Source organism: Acinetobacter halotolerans, from assembly GCF_004208515.1.
Lineage (GTDB): Bacteria > Pseudomonadota > Gammaproteobacteria > Pseudomonadales > Moraxellaceae > Acinetobacter > Acinetobacter halotolerans.
In genome coordinates, this window is sequence record NZ_SGIM01000001.1 from 397,620 (window position 1) to 416,610 (window position 18,991).

The window sequence follows — 18,991 nt, forward strand, 5'->3', positions numbered from 1 at the left end:
TCATGTCTCGTGTGGCTAAAGCCCCAGTAACTGTGCCGAATGGTGTAACAGTTACTCAGAACGGCCGGCAGGTCGAAGTGAAAGGCAGCAAAGGTACATTGTCTTTCAACCTGCATGCGCTGGTCGAGCTAAAACAGGAAGAAGGTAATCTTCAACTTGCTCCAGCTAAAGAGTCGAAAGACGCTTGGATGCAAGCTGGTACTGCTCGCGCTGTATTGAACAACCTTGTAAAAGGTGTTAGTGAAGGCTTCGAACGTAAGTTACAGCTTGTTGGTGTTGGTTATAAAGCTGCGGTTAAAGGTACTGTTGTAAACCTTAACCTTGGTTACTCACACCCGATTGACTACGCTTTACCTGAAGGTGTAACAGCGGAAACTCCAACTGCAACTGAAATCTTATTGAAATCAGCTAACAAGCAGTTGTTAGGTCAAGTGGCGGCGGAAATCCGTGCATATCGTTCTCCTGAACCATATAAAGGTAAAGGTGTTCGTTATTCGGATGAAGTTATTCTTCGTAAAGAAGCTAAGAAGAAATAAGGCGCGAGGTTCTTATGAACGAAAAGAAACAAACCCGTTTGCGTCGTGCGAAAAGCACACGCTTGCACATTCGTGCATTGGGTGCGACTCGTTTGTGTGTAAACCGCACTCCGCGTCACATCTATGCTCAAGTTATTTCAGCAGATGGTGGAAAAGTTTTAGCGCAAGCTTCAACTTTGGATGCATCTTTGCGTAGTGGTGCGACTGGTAATATCGATGCAGCAACTAAGGTTGGTGCTTTAATCGCAGAACGTGCTAAAGCAGCTGGCGTTACTAAAGTTGCATTTGACCGTTCTGGTTTTAAATATCATGGTCGTATCAAAGCCTTGGCTGATGCTGCTCGTGAAGGCGGCTTGGAGTTCTAATCATGGCGAAAGTTGAACAAAACGAAGGTCTCGTTGAAAAGCTGGTTGCCGTTGATCGTGTAGCCAAAGTTGTTAAGGGTGGTCGTATCTTCTCTTTCACAGCATTAACTGTTGTGGGTGATGGTAATGGGCGCGTAGGTTTTGGTCGTGGTAAAGCACGTGAAGTTCCAGCTGCTATTTCTAAAGCACTTGAAGCTGCTCGTCGCAACATGATTACTGTAGACCTTGCGGGGACTACTTTACAGCACCCTGTGAATGCTCGTCATGGTGCAAGCCGTGTATACATGCAGCCTGCTTCTGAAGGTACTGGCGTAATTGCTGGTGGCGCGATGCGTGCTGTTCTTGAAGCTGCTGGTGTACATAACGTACTTGCTAAATGTTACGGTTCTACTAATGCTGCTAACGTAGTAAACGCGACTTTCAAAGGTTTGCGTGATATGACTTCTCCTGAGAAAGTCGCTGCGAAACGTGGTAAATCAGTAGAAGAAATTCAAGGGTAATCAATCATGAAAACGATTAAAGTTACCCAGACTAAATCTGCTTCGCATCGTTTAAAAAATCATAAACTTTGCCTACAGGGTTTAGGTCTGCGTCGTATTGGTCATACTGTAGAAGTGCAAGATACGCCTTCTAACCGTGGTATGGTCAACAAAGTTTACTATATGGTTAGTGTAGAGGAATAAGCCATGACTCTGCGTTTAAATGAACTTGCACCAGCAGAAGGTGCTAAGCGTGATAACCGTCGTTTAGGCCGTGGTATTGGCTCTGGCGTTGGTAAGACTGGTGGCCGTGGTGTTAAAGGTCAAAAATCACGTAAAAGCGGTGGCGTTCGTCCAGGCTTTGAAGGTGGTCAAACAGCGCTTTATCGTCGTTTGCCAAAATTCGGCTTCACTAGCCAAATTGCTTTGAAAACTGCTGAAGTACGTTTGTCTGAATTGAATAAAGTGGAAGGCGATGTTGTTAGCCTTGAAACTTTAAAAGCTGCGAATGTAGTTCGTCGTGACCAAATTCGTGCTCGCATCGTGCTTTCAGGTGAAATCACTCGCGCGTTCACTGTACAAGGTGTTGCGTTGACTAAAGGCGCTAAAGCTGCTGTTGAAGCAGCTGGCGGTAAGGTCGAGGAGTAATCTCGAGTGTCTATGACTCCTAGTTCTACTGGTCATGTTAACATGATGAAAGGCCAACCATTTCATGTGAAATATCGTGAAATTATTCGTCGATTAATGTTCTTGATTGGCGCGTTGTTGGTCTTTCGACTAGGAGCGCATATTCCGTTGCCAGGCATTGACAGTGTGGCACTAGCGAGCTTTTTTAAGGCTAATGAAGGTACCTTCTTAGGCTTATTTAATATGTTCTCTGGTGGTGCACTGGAACGTATGTCAATTCTAGCGTTAGGGATTATGCCGTACATTTCTGCATCGATTATTGTGCAGTTGATGTCTACGGTGGTTCCTTCGTTAGAAGCTTTGAAAAAAGAAGGCGAGCAAGGCAAACGTAAAATCAATCAATACACACGTTACGGCACCTTATTTCTTGCACTCGTGCAGGGTATAGGGATGTGTGCTGGTTTGATTAGTCAGGGTATTACTTTGACATCAGGCTTGGCATTCTATGTTCCAGCAGTGACTTCGCTTGTTGCAGGAACAATGTTTTTGATGTGGTTGGGAGAGCAGATTACCGAACGTGGTGTTGGTAATGGTATCTCAATGATCATTTTTGCAGGGATTGTGGCTGGTTTGCCAAATCTTGTAATTCAGTCGTTCTCGTCTGTTCAGAATGGTCAAGGTAGTTTAATTGGATTAGCTGTCTTCGGTTTATTATCGTTAGCAGTTCTCGCTGCGATTGTGTTTATTGAAAAAGCACAACGTCGTATTCCAGTAAACTATGCTCAAAAGCAGCAAGGTCGTCGGGTGTTTACTGCACAGCAAACGCATTTGCCATTGAAAATTAATATGGCAGGTGTTATTCCAGCGATTTTCGCAAGCTCACTGTTATTATTTCCAGCGAGTTTGGGGCAATGGTTAGGGAGTACTGATCCAAATGCAGGGATTGTAAAGCGTAGTCTGCAAGACTTGGCATTAGTGTTATCGCCTGGACAGCCGTTGTATTTAATGCTCTTTGGCGGGTTAATTATTTTCTTCTGTTATTTCTATACGGCGCTAGTTTTTAGTCCGAAAGAAGTTTCAGAGAATCTAAAACGTAGCGGAGCATATGTGCCTGGTATCCGTCCAGGTGAGCAAACGGCTCGTTATTTAGATCATATTCTTAACCGTTTGACGTTTATTGGTGCAATCTACATTACCGTGGTGTGTTTAATGCCAATGGTTCTGCAAAGTTCGTTTGGTATTCCATTTCATTTGGGTGGAACATCATTGCTGATTGTCGTTGTCGTAGTCATGGATTTCATGGCACAACTTCAAGCACACCTTACTTCGCATCAATATGACAATCAAACGTTAATGAGAAAAACGACTGCTCATCCGAAGGGATAAGCGCACTTAGAGGTTTCATCATGAAAGTACAAGCTTCTGTAAAGAAAATTTGTGGTAGCTGTAAAGTTATCCGTCGTAATGGGGTTATTCGCGTGATTTGTAGCGCAGAACCTCGTCATAAGCAGCGTCAAGGTTAATTTAATTAAGACCTGTTGATTTCAGTAGGCTAATTAGGTTATTATCCGCCCCTCAAGATTTTTGTGGGGCGGTTGATTATCTCTGCTGCCTTTTTGGAGAAAAGTGAATGGCTCGTATTGCCGGTGTAAACATTCCGGATAACAAGCATGCTGTTATCTCCCTCACGTATATTTTTGGTGTCGGCCGCCATACAGCTAAGAATATCTTAGCTGCTGTAGGTATTGCTGGAACTACGAAAATTCGTGAGTTGGACGATGCACAGCTTGATGCGATTCGTGCAGAAGTTGCTAAGGTTCCGACCGAAGGTGATTTACGTCGCGAAATTTCCATGAACATTAAACGTTTAATGGATTTAGGCTGCTACCGTGGTCTTCGTCATCGTCGCAGCTTGCCTGTCCGTGGTCAACGCACCAAAACTAACGCACGTACCCGTAAAGGTCCGCGCAAACCGATTAAAAAGTAAGATTTCTGGAAGCTAAAAGATGGCTAAAGATACTCGCACACGCAAGAAGGTCACTCGTACCGTCTCTGAAGGTGTTGCACACATTCACGCTTCTTTTAATAACACCATTGTAACGATTACCGATCGTCAAGGTAATGCATTGGCTTGGGCTACCTCTGGTGGACAAGGCTTCCGTGGTTCACGTAAATCAACTCCGTTTGCTGCTCAGGTAGCTGCTGAAGTTGCTGGTAAAGCAGCTTTGGATTACGGTTTGAAAAACCTAGACGTCCTTGTAAAAGGTCCTGGTCCAGGTCGTGAGTCTGCGGTTCGTGCATTAGGCGCAGTGGGTTATAAAATTAACAGCATTACCGATGTGACGCCAATTCCTCACAACGGTTGCCGTCCACCTAAAAAACGTCGCGTGTAAGGAGAAACATTCATGGCTCGTTATATTGGTCCAAAATGCAAACTCTCTCGCCGCGAAGGGACAGACCTGCAACTTAAATCAGGCGTTAAACCGTTTGATGTTAAAACCAAAAAGCACAATAAAGCACCTGGTCAACATGGTGCGGCTCGTGGTGGTAAGCAATCTGAGTATTCACTACAATTACGTGAAAAACAAAAAGTACGTCGTATGTACGGTGTGTTAGAACGTCAATTTAGTAATTACTATAAAGAAGCTGCTCGTGTGAAAGGCGCAACAGGTGAAAACTTGTTGAAATTGCTTGAAAGCCGTCTTGATAACGTTGTTTATCGCATGGGTTTTGGTTCTACACGTTCAGAAGCTCGTCAGTTAGTCAGTCACCGTTCTATTACTTTAAATGGTCGTCGTGTAAACATCGCGTCTATTCAAGTAAAAGCGGGTGATGTAATTGCGGTACATGAAGGTGCTAAGCAACAATTGCGTATCAAAAATGCAATTGAATTAGCTGCTCAACGTGGTACACCTGCTTGGATGGAAATTGATCATTCTAAGTTGGAAGGTACGTTCAAAGCTGCACCAGATCGTTCTGATTTACCTGCTGAAATCAACGAAAGCTTGATTGTAGAATTGTATTCTAAATAATCCTTGAGGTAGCAATAAATGACGCGTACTGCAAACGAGTTTCTAACTCCGCAAGCGATCAAGGTCGAAGCGGTGAGCGGGACCTCGGCAAAAGTGATTCTGGAACCTTTAGAGCGTGGCTTTGGTCATACTCTAGGTAATGCTTTACGTCGCATTCTATTGTCTTCTCTGCCTGGCGCTGCTGTGGTAGAAGTAGAAATAGAAGGCGTCGAGCACGAGTACAGTACTTTAGAAGGCTTGCAGCAGGACATCGTCGAGCTCTTGCTGAACCTAAAAGGATTGTCTATTAAGCTGTTCGATCAAAATGAAGCATATTTGACATTAGAGAAACAAGGTGCAGGTGATGTAACAGCTGCTGACCTTCGTTTACCTCATAATGTTGAAGTGGTTAACCCTGATCATTTAATCGGTACTTTGAGTTCTTCTGGTTCATTAAAAATGCGCCTTAAAGTTGCTCAAGGTCGTGGTTATGAAACATCTGACTCTCGTTTCCCGGAAGGCGAAACACGTCCAGTAGGTCGTTTACAGTTAGATGCTTCTTATAGCCCGATTAAACGTGTGTCTTACACAGTTGAAAATGCTCGTGTAGAACAACGTACTGATCTTGATAAGCTAGTGATCGATCTTGAAACTAATGGTACTGTTGATCCAGAAGAAGCAATCCGCAAAGCGGCAACGATCTTGCAACAACAAATTGCAATTTTTGTTGATCTTCAGAAAGATCAAACGCCTGTGGCTCAAGAACCTCGCGAAGAAGTTGACCCAATCTTGCTTCGTCCAGTAGATGATCTCGAGCTAACTGTTCGTTCTGCTAACTGTTTGAAGGCAGAAAATATTTACTACATTGGTGATCTTGTTCAACGTACTGAAGTTGAGTTGTTAAAAACTCCAAACTTAGGTAAAAAATCGTTAACTGAGATCAAAGATGTTTTGGCATCGAAAGGTTTACAACTCGGCATGCGTTTAGAGAACTGGCCACCAGCTAGTCTCCGTATGGATGACCGTTTTGCCTATCGTAGCCGTTAATTAAGTAGGACTATCACCATGCGTCATCGTAATAGTGGTGTGAAATTAGGCCGTACAAGCAGCCACCGTAAGGCGTTGTTCCAAAATTTAACAAATGCTTTAGTTGAGCACGAGTTAATTAAAACAACTTTGCCTAAGGCGAAAGAACTTCGCCGCGTTGCTGAGCCTTTAATCACTTTGGCTAAAAACGATACAGTAGCAAACCGTCGTTTAGCGTTTGCTCGTACTCGTTCTGCAGCAACTGTTGGTAAATTATTTACCATTCTTGGCCCTCGTTACAAAGAACGTAACGGCGGTTATCTTCGTGTTCTTAAAGCGGGCTTCCGTGCAGGTGATGCTGCACCGATGGCTTACGTTGAACTCGTTGACCGTGAAGTAAAATAATACTTCTACGTGTAGAACAGTTGTTCCAAAAAAGGTTGGCGAAAGCCAACCTTTTTTATTGGCTGTATTTCAAGATTCGTTTAAGAAATATCGGCATTCTATGGCATAAAGATGTCTACATCATGTGAAATGAAGCCAACTTTAATTTAAGCCTAAATAGTGATTGAGTCATTGTTGTCACAAATGAATACTGCTTGAAGACAGCCATCTAGGCTATCCATTAATATTTCATTTGCTCTTTTTTTATGAAAAGTAAGTGATGCATTACTCCCGAAATCACTTTCTAAATCAGATGATAAGATAATACTACATTCATCATCTCTTAACTTATTCCATAAATTTTGAACTAATTGAACTAATGAGAAACCGATGTTTATTATCTCATTTGTAGTAAAATTTTCATTATGAATGTAATCATCTATGTGAATTCTATTAGTGGATGCTTCAAATCCCGTTAGATCTCCATATCTACTAATGACGGTATCATAGTCCAAGTGTTCTAATCGGTCTTTGTAAAAAGCAAAGACAATAGTATCAGCATGTTCATAAAAGCCTTCTAATATCTTAAGTTCTAAAGTCTCGGGAATAGGAGTATTACCCCTTGATAACAAGAATTCACTCATTTGGTGGTTTAAAACTATCATTCCTAGACTCGAAGATTATGGCTGCTATTAAGCTTCTAAAACTAACATAATACAGCTTACACGGAATGCTTAAAGTTTTACCTTTAAGCACTGTTTTGTTGTAAACCGCTCTATATTTCAGTGTACTAAGCTTCTCTGCGAGATATTGTTTAACACTTAACACTTAACACTTAACACTTAACATTTCATTCTTATTCATTTGTATTAAAGCTATTCTGCTAAAGTATTTACGGCAAATATATATAAGTGAGGCTAACAATTTTTTTTAAAAATTCAAATTCAATCGTAAATCTCAAAAATGTTTTAACCTCAGTTTTTCTGCAAAATGTCCCGAACTGATATAAAAAAACCGATGAATGACTAAACTTGACATTGTGTATTGTCAAATTTGTGCTTTAATAAACTCATAGTTTCTACTAGGTATAAAAAAAATGGAAAAGCAAGTTGATGTTCTAATTATTGGTGCAGGAATCTCTGGGATTGGCTCTGCTGTGCATATTTCTAAAAACTGTCCACAACGTAGTTTTGAAATCTTAGAGCGTCGTGAAAGTTTTGGTGGAACTTGGGATTTATTCCGTTATCCAGGGATTCGCTCTGACTCTGATATGTCAACGTTTGGTTTCAATTTTAAGCCATGGGCGAAAGAAAAAGTTTTGGCAAGTGGCCCAGAAATCAAGGGTTACCTCTCTGAAGTTATTAATGAGTTTAAGCTAAAAGAGAAAATTCATTTTGGCCATCGTGTCCTTTCTGCAAACTATGACTCTACTAAGAAAAAGTGGTTGGTTGAGATTGAAGACAATAATAAGAAAAAACAAACTTGGTCAGCGAACTTCGTATTGGGTTGTACTGGTTATTACAACTATGATCAAGGTTATGCACCAAAATTTCCTCATCAAGAAGATTTTAAAGGTCAATTGATCCATCCACAGCATTGGCCAGAAAATTTAGATTATAAAGGTAAGAAAGTTGTCATTATTGGTAGTGGTGCGACGGCAATTACTCTCGTTCCTTCAATGGTGAAAGGTGGAGCAGGGCATGTCACGATGTTACAGCGCTCACCATCTTATATTGCAAGTATTCCTTCGATTGACTTTATTTATGAAAAAACCCGTAAATTTATGTCAGAAGAAACTGCATATAAATTTACCCGTGCACGTAATATCGGGATGCAACGTGCAATTTATGCACTTGCACAAAAACATCCGAAAACTGTACGTCGTTTGTTGTTGAAAGGCATTGAATTACAGCTTAAGGGTAAAGTAGATATGAAACACTTTACTCCTACCTACAATCCTTGGGATCAACGTTTATGTGTTGTGCCAGATGGTGATTTATTTAAAGCATTACGTGAAGGCAATGCCAGTGTTGAAACGGACCAAATCGAGAAGTTTACTGCGAACGGCGTACAATTGAAGTCTGGTAAGCACTTGGACGCTGATATTGTAATTTCTGCTACAGGTCTAGAAATTCAGATTCTAGGCGGCGTGAAAGGTTCGATAGATGGTAAGCCAATGAATACCTCTCATCATATGTTGTATCAAGGTGTCATGGTGAGTGATGTTCCAAATATGGCGATGATTATTGGTTACATCAATGCATCTTGGACTTTAAAGGTTGATGTTGCTGCTGATTATATTTGCCGCTTACTCAATCACATGGACAAGAATGGTTTTGATGAGGTGATTGCTTTGGGTAACCAAGCTGATTTGATGGAAGATACAGTGATGGGTAGCTTATCATCAGGTTATATCGCACGTGCAGCTGATGTGATGCCTAAACAAGGTCGTCGTGCACCTTGGAAAGTAACTAATAACTATCTGGCTGACCGTAAAGAATTGAAAAATGCGAAATTTAATGATGGTATTTTACAATTTAGTAAACGTGATGAACAAGCAGATCGTAAACCTAAATTAGTGTCATAACGGCTGAATTGTAGTCCAAAAAACCCTATGTTTTTATATAGGGTTTTTTGTTTAAATGTTGAATGGATATTCTTTAAATAATTTAAATATCGAGTATATTGAGCACATTAAAAAAAATTGATCAGAAAGGGAAGTGTGATGAAGCAGATATTAATTTTGGGGACTTTATTATTCAGTACTTTAACTTTTGCAAATGATGTAAAGCAAAAAGAAGCGATTGCACAGAAATTGGTTTCCATTGATGGAACAGAGCAAGGCCTGCAAAGTACCGACAAAATGATTTTAGAGCAAATTCGGATGCGTTTGCCGAAAGATATACCAGAAAGCTTTTATGTGGATTTAGTTAAAAACTTAAATAGTGAACAAAGAAAGCAGTTTATTGTTCAGCGCTATGTCGAAACGTTTAGCCAAAAAGAGTTACAAGCTGCATTAACCTTTTATCAATCTACTGAAGGAAAAGTCTGGGCGACGAAAGCCAGTGAAGTAGGGAGTGAGGTTGCACATTTCACCACACAATATGCACGGACCGCTTTAAATACTACCATGCAACAACATATAGAAAACCCGACGGTGAAACAATTAATGGCAAGGATGAATCCCTCTGCTGTTCAACCAGCTGAAAAGGTTGAGCAGAAGTAAATAAAAAAGGAATAGCGCATTAGCACTATTCCTTTTTTGGGTTACATAGGGATCATAAGGTACGTGAAATAAGTTCTTTCATAATTTCATTGGTGCCTGCATAGATACGGTTTGCACGATTGTCGATATAAGCCCGCGCAATAGGGTATTCCAACATATAACCATAACCGCCATGTAGCTGTAAGCACTCGTCTACCACTTTGGAGAACATGTCAGAAATCTTATATTTAGCTGCTGCTGCGGCATCAACACCTAAATTTTCTTCTAACTGTAACTCCATGCAACGATCTAAATAGGTACGGCAAAAATCAATTTCAGTCCGTAACTCCGCCAATTTAAAACGGGTATTTTGGAATGTTCCAATTGCTTTGCCGAAAGCTTTACGGTCTTTGGTGTATTGCACTGTATGGGCAAATGCAGCTTCGGCACCTGCTTGGCAAATGATTGCAACCAGCATACGTTCCCATGCCAACTCTTTCATCAGCATCATGAAGCCCATGCCTTCCATACCCAGAAGGTTTGCTTTTGGCACACGCACATCATCAAAGAACAATTCACAGGTATCTTGACCTTTCATACCGATTTTATTCAAAGGTTTACCTTTACTAAAACCTGCACGATCTGCTTCGACAATAATCAGAGATAAATTGGCTGAACCTTTTTCATTGTTGCCAGTTTTACAGACCACAATGGCCATGTCACAAAGATAACCATTGGTAATAAAGATTTTAGAGCCATTAATCACATACTCATCACCGTCAAGCACGGCCGTGGTGCGAACGGCTTGTAAATCTGAACCTGTTCCTGGTTCTGTCATCGCAATCGCTGTAACGGCTTCACCTGTTGCCATTTTCGGTAGCCATTGTTGCTTTTGCGCGTCATTTCCAAAGTTGTTGATATAATTGGCAACAATATCTGAATGCAAGGAGAACCCTGTGCTTGAGTCCATCGCATAAGCTTGTTCTTCAATCAGAATCATGCTGTATAGTCGATCGACACCTGAGCCACCATATTCTTCAGGCATGGTGGTACAGAGTAAACCAAGTTCGCCAGCTTTATTCCACAAATCACGATCGACATGTTGTTGCTGCTCATATTTTTCAATATTTGGAACAACCTCTTTTTCATAAAACTTACGTACGGTTTCGCGAAATGCTTCGTGATCTGAAGTAAAAAGTTTACGCGGTAACATATTTGGAATTGGACGAATAGCACCTGATTGCATTTGTTATTTTTTCCCTAGTCTATTGGATTTAAAAATGATCCTTATCACGATACAAGAAATCGAAAATATTGAACAATGTGATCAATGCTCAATTTGATTGATGTATTTGGTCACCTAAGAAAAATCTCTGCGAACTTTATAGGGCGATCGAGTACACTATAGGGAAATTGTTGCATAGTGGAACAAAGCATGTCTGAAGAAATGACACTGGAAGAACGTAAGGTAATTTATCGCGCACGTCGGGGATTGAAAGAAATCGATGTGTATTTTGACCCTTATGTTAAAAATTACTATCTCAGTGCAGATGTCGCGGAAAAAGCATTATTTGCAGAGTTAGTTGATCAAGAAGATCCTGATTTGTTGGATTGGTTTATGGAAGTCGGGGAGCCACCGCGCACCGAGTTGAAAGATTTTATTTTAAAATTAAAAAACTATGTACACGGCTAACCGTGTTTTTGAGTTGCAATACAGTCGCTTTGCTATTGTTCTGCAACTCTTTATTTTTATTGTCATTATAAGTCTATTGTATTCTTTTCTCTCTATATTCTTGTGGTTGCTCAGCGTTGTTATTATGGGAGTGGCTTGGTTTGTATTTCAAAAGAAACCTCAAATACAGCATTTTGAATTTTTAGATGATCAAGATTGGATATTCTGTTTTCATCATTTCCCCCAGTCTATTCAACGCAGAAAAATTACTAAAATGATCGATCATCAATGCTATATCGTGATCTATTTTGATGATCCTTTGCATCAACCCTATATCATTTGGTGGGACCAGTTATCAATTTTACAGTGGAAAAATCTGAAAATATTGGCAAAACTTGTCTAATTGTTAGACAATTGTGCAGTTGTATATTTTTATTAAAATAATATAATTCAATTACTTACCTATTTTTCACTCCTGTATTCTTTAAATTGTTAGATTAAATACTCTAAAAAATCATGAAAATTATGATTGTCAGACAATATGCCGATCAAGTTGGATGTGTTTTGGTTAAAGTACAAACACCAACGTAAAGTATGGTGGAGGTCCAAAATGATGGAAATTCCAACATGGTCGTTTCTGGTGATTGCAGTCATTTTTGCAATTGTAGTAGGAAGAGCAGGAACTTTACTCAGGGAACTTCTTGAATCACATCAATCTAAGATTGGAGTGAACAAGAGAAAGAGATTGAAGGTGTCATCAATATATCATACTCTCATGAATATTGATGATGAGCGCCAATCTAGTGTCTATCAAAAGTAGACACACAATGTGTAGGAGGTCTCTATGGAGATTTCAATGTGGATGTTTCTAGTAATTGCAATTGTTATGGCAATTGTAGTAGGAAGAGCTGGAACGTTACTTAAGGATTATTTTCAACAAAACTAAAATATAAAAGTTTCACGATTTTACCAGTTAATAAGTAGCATGTGCTGAACCGTCGCAATGCTACTTTTTTTTGCCTGAAATTCCTATATTCCCAAATATCTGTCAATTCATTGTTCTGTGAAGTGTGTCAAGATATCTATGTCAAAATTAGAGCAATTACTCTTTAACTCGAGTATGGCATCTGATAAGGTACGATTAAAAGGAAAATAAATTAATTAGAGGACAGGAAGTATGTCTAGACTGCATAAAGTTGGACAGGGCGTGGCGGTTGCGTTTTTAACAACATCAATGTTAACAGGGTGTTCATATGTGATTAAAACTGGGGCAAATGTTGCTCTAGGTTTTGGTGAAAGACATATTGTACCGCCAATTTTAGCAATGGATGATGCTGAAATGGTGTGTAACTCGGGGAATGCTTTAACGCCAGCTGTGATGTCGACCAAAGAGATGGGAGCCGATCCAACGCGGATGGCGGTATTGTTGTATACAGCATCTGGTGTTTGTGCTGAAAATCAAGCATTAGAAGCAGAATTACGTTATTTGCGAGCAGCAAAAGCAGGACAAATTACTGAAGCACAAGATGCACGTATTGAACAAAAACGTTGGGCAGCGATTGCGGCTCAACGTCAATATACCAGTTATCAGCTTTTCGAAAACCGCTGGGAAACAAAATATAAATATAAATTAGGCGATTCCTGCCCAACTATGCGTAATGATCTCGATCAAACGGTGTATTTGCTAGGGATGGTGAATGGCTTACAAGCAATGACCAATGATATTAATTCTGGTGGCGCAGTCAATGTACCTAAAGATATCGCAGGGATCGTTGAGCGTGGCATGGCATGCTTGGATAATGAAAAATATTGGGGCGCGCCAATGGCGACCCGTGCAGTGATTTGGACTTTATTACCTGGCGCTGGTGATGGAAAACCTGAACCTTATGCAACCATGAAAGAATCAATGCAAATTGGTGAGAAGAAAGGCGTTCGTTTAGCGCATGCATTATATGCTATTGCTGCTCAAGCAAGTGGTGATGATGCGAAACTGCGTGATGCATTACGTTCTTATGCTGCCGCTTCAGGTGAAGACAAACCAGCAAATCCTCAATTTAGACTAGTTGACCAAATGGCTGGTTTGATGGTGCGTGGTATCGCGGACCGTTACTGGACTGAAAATACAGGTGTCAGAGCAAGTGATGAAGGTCTATCTTCGTTCTGGGATGAAGAAAAACAAAGTTCATCAGAGTTAGATGCATTATTCGATGGTGATGAATAATCATCTGTTCCAGCAGGAAGCCTGTTGAGTAACTTGAATTAAACGACCTTTTACAGTTCTCGATGAACAAAGTATTTATGATTTGTGAATCGTAAAAGGTCTGTTTTTGAAGAGGTGTAAATAAATGAAAGATCAAATATGGATACGGAAAGTCATTTTGATCGCTGTATGTATTTCAATATCAGCGTGCTTACAAGTCTTTTCAGATCATTTCATTTATTGGAAACCGAGTTTACTTGATGAGTTTTGGCGCTTGTGGACTGCGCATTGGGTGCATGTTGGATGGATGCATTTTTTACTGAATATGTTGGCATTTGCATGTTTACCGTTTATTTTTCCTCATGTACTTAATCGGCATTTATGTGCGCTGTTATTGATTCTACCGCCATTTATTAGCCTCATTTTTTATTTTTATTTACCTTATATAGATGCATATGCAGGATTATCAGGCGTTCTGCATGGTTTATATACTGCAGTAAGCTTGGTGTATTTGCAGTATCCAAAGGAACGCAAGTTTGCCATTTTGGTTTTGGTTTTGGTTGCTGCAAAGCTACTTTGGGAAAACACCTTTGGACAAGCCGGCACAGCTAAATTAATCGGTAGCCCCGTGCTAACGGAGGCACATTTGATTGGTGCAATTGGTGGTGTCTTAAGTGGTTTAGGTTATTTATCTATAAATGGAAAAGGCAGAGCGCAGGCAAGTTGATAAAAACAACCTATAAAAAATTGATTGTAGCCATTCTTTTTTGAAAGAGATTGCTGCAAATTTAAGCGGTTTAAAAGGGACTGGTGATTCAAAGGGTAAATTCATTTATCTATCAACCATGGATATCGCATGATTCAACATCTTTGGATGGATGTTGATAACAATAAATTGGAATAGACATGCAAAATGATCAAGAGAAAAAGTCTGGATTAGGTCTGCTGAGTTATATCTGGACAGAGTGGATATCGACCTTTGTTGTTCTCGTTTTACTATTAATGACGCTCGTTATTGGTACAGGTGAGATGATTCATGGTCAGTTATTGCGTATGGGGGAACGTTTATATGGCGATCCTAATACAGGTATGCAATATTCTTTTCTACGTGCTGAACCGACGAAACCCACCTGTGATACTAATCCGAATATAGATGCGCAAGTTCAAGAGCAGATGAAAATTAATGCTGCGGATGAGTTTGCTAGTATGTTTGGTGTTGCATCAGAATCAGATGTGCGTTCGTCATTGCTTGCTGCAAAGCAACAGTGTGAAGAAAAATATCAATTCTATGATAAAGCAATGGCACATATTGAGGCTAATCCAAGCGTCCGGACCTATCGAAATATCGAAACATCCTTTTTTGGTATTTTTAAATTTGGTTCCGAGAATCGCGCTTTATTTTTAGTGATTATGGTTTTATTCGCTGCAATCAGTGCGACGATAAAATCACATCATATTGGTTTACGTAGTCCTGCAACCAAAATTGATTTCCGTATTTATAACACTGCCATGGTGTTGGGTAATGCTTTACTCACCTACTCAGTGTATAGCCAATATAATTCTGTCCTGAATTCAGGTGTACCTTTCGGTTCAGGAATGAGTGTTATTTATTGGCTTTGGATGATTTTATTTGGAGCACTCACGTTAATTAGTTTATTCCATTTAGTGAAGTCACCACCACCGACACGTGAAGGTGGAAATATTGGTTTGGCCTTCCTCAGTATCCCATTGTATGCATATATGGCGATTATTACGGGGATTGCATTTACCTTCTTTATGGACTATCCGATGGGGCAAGGGATTTACCTTGGTCAATTGGTTGAATTCGCAAATATCTTCCTCAATCTTGCCTTGTTTATTTGGGCAGGTATGTTGCTTAAGCAAACACGTATTGTCGATTTATTCTTAAATATTTTACGTCCGTGGAACTTAGCTCCTGAAACCTTAACGTGGCTTATCTTGATTGCGGCTGCATTGCCAACAGCTTATACCGGTGCATCTGGTATCTTCGTTATTGCTGCTGGTGCAATTATTTATAAAGAAGTTTGGAATGCGGGTGGTCGTCGTCAGTTTGCTTTAGCGGCTACGGCACTATCTGGTTCGCTTGGTGTGGTCTTACGTCCGTGTTTATTAATTGTGGTTGTAGCGTCTTTAAACAAAGAAGTGACTACAGATCTACTGTATAAACATGGTATGTATGTCTTCTTGTTGACATCAACCTTATTCTTGGTGATTGCATTATTCTTTGCTGAGCAAAAATTCCGTATTGCGCCTCCAAAAGTCGCTTTACCGAAGTCGTTACGTGCCTTCGTTCCTGTAGCGCCGTATATCGTAATTTTCGTTCTAATTTGGTTGTTCTATAAGCATGCATTATCAACTGAGCTGAATGAATTTACTGCACCTGTCATGATGCCTGTGATTCTATTGTTGATGGTATTGTTTGATAAGTTGCGTAAAGAACCTGCACCGCTTGCGCCTGTTGGGCATTGGGACAGTACTTTAAACACCTATACAGCACCATCAGATGGATCTCAGCCAGTACCACCAGTGAATCCAGCGGATGACCCACGTAACCCTGAGCGTCACGTTCCATTTGGCAAAGCATTACATACTTCAACGACGGAAACTGTTGGACATATTGGTGCATTAGTCATTTTGATGGCACTTTCAGTCAGCGTTGGTGGTTTCCTCGAGCACATTGAAGTCATGGAAGCTTTCCCTCGTGACATCAGTAGTATGTTTGTGGTGATTTCCTTAGTTGTGGTGTTTATGGTCTTGGTCGGTATGATCATGGATCCATTCGGTGCAGTTATTCTTATTTCCGCAACTGTTGCGCCTGTGGCGTATCAGTATGGGATTGATCCTGTCCACTTCTGGATGATTGCATTGGTTGGTTTTGAGCTGGGCTATGTCACGCCACCTGTTGCTTTGAACCATTTATTGGCACGACAAGCGATTGGTGATGATGAGGTGAGGGCTGCAGATGCAGAAGTGAAGCATAAATCATTCTACTATCGTTTTGAGCGTTGGATTCTACCGTTACTAGTGATGGTTCCTGCAATCTTAATTGTTGCCTACGTACCGTATTACTTTAAGTTGTTCGGTTGGTATCAATAAGGATTAACGAATAAAAAAGCACCTTCGGGTGCTTTTTTATGTCCTGAACAATAAGACAAATTTGTTCTATAGGTAATTTAATTAGGCTTAGGGGAGGATTCCCAAAAACAAATACGATTCTGTCTCATGTGCTCCTTAACGGCTTATTTTTGTTTTAGTATGAATGGACTGCATAAAAAGATAGCAATCAAAATAAAACTAAAGCCAATTAAACTATATATATCAGGGATTTCTTGCCAAAGAAAAAATCCCCAAATCCCAGCAAAAATGATCGCCATATAATTCACTGGTGCAATCTGACCAGCAGGTGCAAGACGATAAGCGTGTGACATAAAGATTTGGCTGGTATTGGCAAGGATACCTGCACTGATTAGGAAAAATAACTCTTTGAGGTGATATGGGCGCCACACCCAAAACATCGGAATCACAGAAAGGCATGAACCAATCAAGCAGAAATAAAACACAATTCGTTCAGGGGGTTCTGTACGAGTCAGTGCCCGTACTGTGACAAAGGCGAGAGCAGCCAATAGACTTGATGTCATCCCAACTATAGCAATCCAGTTCAGCAAGCCTTGATCAGGTTTGGCAACGAAAAATACACCAATGAATCCTAAAGCTGCGGCACAAAGCATCGCTGCTGTGATTCGTTCTTTTAAAAATAACCATGCGATGAGTGGAATGAAAATCGGGGATGAATAAGTAAATACCATTGCATTGGAGAGTTTGAGGTGTGCAATGGCATAGAAAAAACCATACATTGCTGCAAGCCCGACCAAGCTACGCCATGTATGCATCCATAGTTTTTCTGTTTTTACAAAAGCTAAACCCTGTTGAAAGATAAAGGGGACAAACAGAATAAGTCCAACGATGTTACGGAAAAATACAATGGTGTAGTTATCAACAGTATGGGAAGCATAGCGAATACAGATCCCCATCACCGAGAATAAAAGTGCAGAGAGCATGAGACATGCAATAGCCAGAATCAGACTTTTATCTTTTTTGATTACATTCATTTTGGAGGGTGGATCGCTATCATGATTGTATTGATGAGAAAGGTTCGGGTAATGAAACTATTCTAATTGGATGAGGATAATCTCTTATCAAATCGACTGAGAATAAGGAATTAAATGGATTATAAGTCTTATTGTTTAAATAATTTACTTTTTTATATAGCGTCTTCGTTGTTGCGTATATAGGTCTTGATATCGTAAATAATAACAAGACCTATATGACTAATTTATATCATTCTTTTTCTAGAATAAGCCATGTAGACATAACCTAAACCAAAAATTGCGGGTGGGGTCGTCATCGCTGCAATTTGAAATGCAATTTGCGTCGTATAGAAGAAGGTGAAGAAATACCAATTGATTAATATAAATATTGGTAACACTGCAAAGCTAATTACATGGATAAGCCATTCACGATAGGCAATCCATCTTTTCTGATATTTATTCAAAGACAGCATCGTGACATATCCAACGAAGGTCATGACAATTAAAGACATGATGATGTAGAAAAATGCATCAAAAGTTTTGAACAAATCAAAGTAAAGATACGTGATAAATATATATAACAAGCAACTGAGTATTAAACCTAAGTTTAAGAAAGGGGAGTAATGATTCAGTTTTGAAGGAGGTGAGGACAAAGTTTGCTTACGAAAATCCGTCAGACGAGAAACAATAATGGCCGCAGGTGTGAGTAAATATCCAAAAATCAATGCACTATATAAATTTGATAACTCTTGAGTCATATTTGGAATTTGACCGATAAACAACCACTCTAATCTTAAAACAGGTGCTGAAAGTAAAGCGCCAAAATTAAAAATCATTAATGCTTGGTGTGCCAGGACGTCTTTTTTTATGATGGCCCATACGGCGAGATATAGACTGAGCAAGGTTCCTATTGCCAATAGCCATAGTAAATAGTGGAAACCAATTCCACTGAACGTATCCACAGCAGACGTATTGATCAAATACATAACAGAGCCAATAACTGTAATTGTAACAACAATCACTTGGAGTCTGCCCAGAATTTTATGTCTTTGTGGATATCGAATTCTGTAGGGTTTATAGAATTGATGTATGGCAATAAGAATTGAGAGTCCACCAAAAATGGAGTGAAAGAGCATAGGAACGCGAGATTGTGTATACGGTATAGCTTGCTCGATTTCAGTCGATCCTACACCAAGTGCATGTTGCTCACCAACAAACCATACAAAAAAATTATCCCACAACCGAGGACTATCTGAATAAAAATATTTGGCAAAATATTCCATCGACATGGGGGCGTATATCACTACAAATATCAAAAGTAGAAAATATAAAATCTTGTTAATTCTCTTTTTTTGAATGGTATTCATTAATAACCGA

General features: G+C 39.9%; 24 protein-coding genes. 20 read left to right on the top strand and 4 right to left on the bottom strand.

Annotated features, from left to right (window positions below; all coding sequences use genetic code 11):
* The first annotated feature begins 2 nt into the window (after positions 1-2).
* The 12 genes from rplF (at position 3) to rplQ (ending at position 6,449) form a co-directional block, all read left to right on the top strand.
* Positions 3-536, top strand: a complete 534-nt coding sequence (gene rplF, locus EXE30_RS01890) for a 50S ribosomal protein L6 (protein ID WP_130160949.1) — start codon at positions 3-5, stop codon at positions 534-536.
* Between the two features lie 14 nt (positions 537-550).
* Complete coding sequence (gene rplR / locus EXE30_RS01895; RefSeq protein WP_004660364.1) at positions 551-901, top strand: 50S ribosomal protein L18; 351 nt, start codon at positions 551-553, stop codon at positions 899-901.
* A 2-nt stretch (positions 902-903) separates the two neighbouring features.
* A complete protein-coding gene (gene rpsE / locus EXE30_RS01900) occupies positions 904-1,401 on the top strand; it encodes a 30S ribosomal protein S5 (RefSeq protein WP_001141025.1) in 498 nt (165 codons plus the stop codon).
* A gap of 6 nt (positions 1,402-1,407) precedes the next feature.
* The gene (gene rpmD, locus EXE30_RS01905; RefSeq protein ID WP_130160950.1) at positions 1,408-1,584 is read left to right on the top strand and encodes a 50S ribosomal protein L30; all 177 of its coding nucleotides are present in this window, start codon (positions 1,408-1,410) and stop codon (positions 1,582-1,584) included.
* Between the two features lie 3 nt (positions 1,585-1,587).
* Positions 1,588-2,028 (top strand): 50S ribosomal protein L15, encoded by a 441-nt coding sequence (rplO, locus tag EXE30_RS01910; RefSeq protein WP_130160951.1) that lies wholly within the window; start codon positions 1,588-1,590, stop codon positions 2,026-2,028.
* A 45-nt stretch (positions 2,029-2,073) separates the two neighbouring features.
* A complete protein-coding gene (secY, locus tag EXE30_RS01915; RefSeq protein WP_171457309.1) occupies positions 2,074-3,393 on the top strand; it encodes a preprotein translocase subunit SecY in 1,320 nt (439 codons plus the stop codon).
* A gap of 20 nt (positions 3,394-3,413) precedes the next feature.
* Entirely contained in the window at positions 3,414-3,530 is a 117-nt protein-coding gene (gene rpmJ / locus EXE30_RS01920) for a 50S ribosomal protein L36 (protein WP_000867907.1), read from the top strand.
* A 107-nt stretch (positions 3,531-3,637) separates the two neighbouring features.
* Positions 3,638-3,994 (top strand): 30S ribosomal protein S13, encoded by a 357-nt coding sequence (gene rpsM, locus EXE30_RS01925; RefSeq protein WP_004672984.1) that lies wholly within the window; start codon positions 3,638-3,640, stop codon positions 3,992-3,994.
* 19 nt (positions 3,995-4,013) lie between these two features.
* Positions 4,014-4,400, top strand: coding sequence for a 30S ribosomal protein S11 (gene rpsK, locus EXE30_RS01930; RefSeq protein ID WP_001040166.1), 387 nt, complete (start codon positions 4,014-4,016; stop codon positions 4,398-4,400).
* 12 nt (positions 4,401-4,412) lie between these two features.
* Entirely contained in the window at positions 4,413-5,039 is a 627-nt protein-coding gene (gene rpsD, locus EXE30_RS01935; RefSeq protein WP_004672983.1) for a 30S ribosomal protein S4, read from the top strand.
* 18 nt (positions 5,040-5,057) lie between these two features.
* Positions 5,058-6,065 carry a DNA-directed RNA polymerase subunit alpha gene (locus tag EXE30_RS01940; protein ID WP_004660372.1) on the top strand — a complete coding sequence of 336 codons (1,008 nt, stop codon included), beginning with the start codon at positions 5,058-5,060 and terminating at the stop codon, positions 6,063-6,065.
* Between the two features lie 18 nt (positions 6,066-6,083).
* Positions 6,084-6,449 carry a 50S ribosomal protein L17 gene (gene rplQ, locus EXE30_RS01945; protein WP_004672979.1) on the top strand — a complete coding sequence of 122 codons (366 nt, stop codon included), beginning with the start codon at positions 6,084-6,086 and terminating at the stop codon, positions 6,447-6,449.
* Positions 6,450-6,601: 152 nt separating this feature from the next.
* On the opposite strand, the gene EXE30_RS01950 is transcribed toward rplQ, so the two are convergent.
* Positions 6,602-7,093, bottom strand: a complete 492-nt coding sequence (locus tag EXE30_RS01950; RefSeq protein ID WP_130160952.1) for a hypothetical protein — start codon at positions 7,091-7,093, stop codon at positions 6,602-6,604.
* Positions 7,094-7,524: 431 nt separating this feature from the next.
* Here EXE30_RS01950 and EXE30_RS01960 point away from each other — a divergent pair, with 431 nt between their 5' ends.
* Both EXE30_RS01960 and EXE30_RS01965 read left to right on the top strand, forming a co-directional pair.
* Positions 7,525-9,015, top strand: coding sequence for a flavin-containing monooxygenase (locus EXE30_RS01960; RefSeq protein WP_130160954.1), 1,491 nt, complete (start codon positions 7,525-7,527; stop codon positions 9,013-9,015).
* 138 nt (positions 9,016-9,153) lie between these two features.
* Positions 9,154-9,654 carry a DUF2059 domain-containing protein gene (locus tag EXE30_RS01965; protein ID WP_130160955.1) on the top strand — a complete coding sequence of 167 codons (501 nt, stop codon included), beginning with the start codon at positions 9,154-9,156 and terminating at the stop codon, positions 9,652-9,654.
* Between the two features lie 52 nt (positions 9,655-9,706).
* Here the strand turns inward: EXE30_RS01965 and EXE30_RS01970 are convergent, their stop codons facing one another.
* A complete protein-coding gene (locus tag EXE30_RS01970) occupies positions 9,707-10,879 on the bottom strand; it encodes an acyl-CoA dehydrogenase family protein (protein ID WP_130160956.1) in 1,173 nt (390 codons plus the stop codon).
* Between the two features lie 189 nt (positions 10,880-11,068).
* Between EXE30_RS01970 and EXE30_RS01975 the strand changes: the two genes are divergently transcribed.
* From EXE30_RS01975 to EXE30_RS02000, 6 genes are all read left to right on the top strand, one after another.
* On the top strand, positions 11,069-11,326 hold the full coding sequence (locus EXE30_RS01975; RefSeq protein WP_130160957.1) for an FAD assembly factor SdhE: 258 nt from the start codon (positions 11,069-11,071) through the stop codon (positions 11,324-11,326).
* The gene (locus EXE30_RS16035) at positions 11,313-11,708 is read left to right on the top strand and encodes a hypothetical protein (RefSeq protein WP_130160958.1); all 396 of its coding nucleotides are present in this window, start codon (positions 11,313-11,315) and stop codon (positions 11,706-11,708) included. Before EXE30_RS01975 ends, EXE30_RS16035 begins: the two co-directional genes overlap by 14 nt.
* Positions 11,709-11,918: 210 nt before the next feature.
* The gene (locus tag EXE30_RS01985; protein ID WP_171457311.1) at positions 11,919-12,125 is read left to right on the top strand and encodes a hypothetical protein; all 207 of its coding nucleotides are present in this window, start codon (positions 11,919-11,921) and stop codon (positions 12,123-12,125) included.
* A gap of 357 nt (positions 12,126-12,482) precedes the next feature.
* Entirely contained in the window at positions 12,483-13,526 is a 1,044-nt protein-coding gene (locus EXE30_RS01990; protein ID WP_130160960.1) for a hypothetical protein, read from the top strand.
* Between the two features lie 124 nt (positions 13,527-13,650).
* Positions 13,651-14,232, top strand: coding sequence for a rhombosortase (gene rrtA / locus EXE30_RS01995; RefSeq protein WP_130160961.1), 582 nt, complete (start codon positions 13,651-13,653; stop codon positions 14,230-14,232).
* Between the two features lie 179 nt (positions 14,233-14,411).
* On the top strand, positions 14,412-16,622 hold the full coding sequence (locus EXE30_RS02000; protein ID WP_130160962.1) for a TRAP transporter large permease subunit: 2,211 nt from the start codon (positions 14,412-14,414) through the stop codon (positions 16,620-16,622).
* Positions 16,623-16,765: 143 nt separating this feature from the next.
* Here EXE30_RS02000 and EXE30_RS02005 read toward each other — a convergent pair whose 3' ends face one another.
* Positions 16,766-17,635, bottom strand: coding sequence for a DMT family transporter (locus EXE30_RS02005; protein WP_130160963.1), 870 nt, complete (start codon positions 17,633-17,635; stop codon positions 16,766-16,768).
* A gap of 224 nt (positions 17,636-17,859) precedes the next feature.
* Positions 17,860-18,981 (bottom strand): DUF2306 domain-containing protein, encoded by a 1,122-nt coding sequence (locus tag EXE30_RS02010; protein WP_130160964.1) that lies wholly within the window; start codon positions 18,979-18,981, stop codon positions 17,860-17,862.
* Between the last annotated feature and the right edge of the window lie 10 nt (positions 18,982-18,991).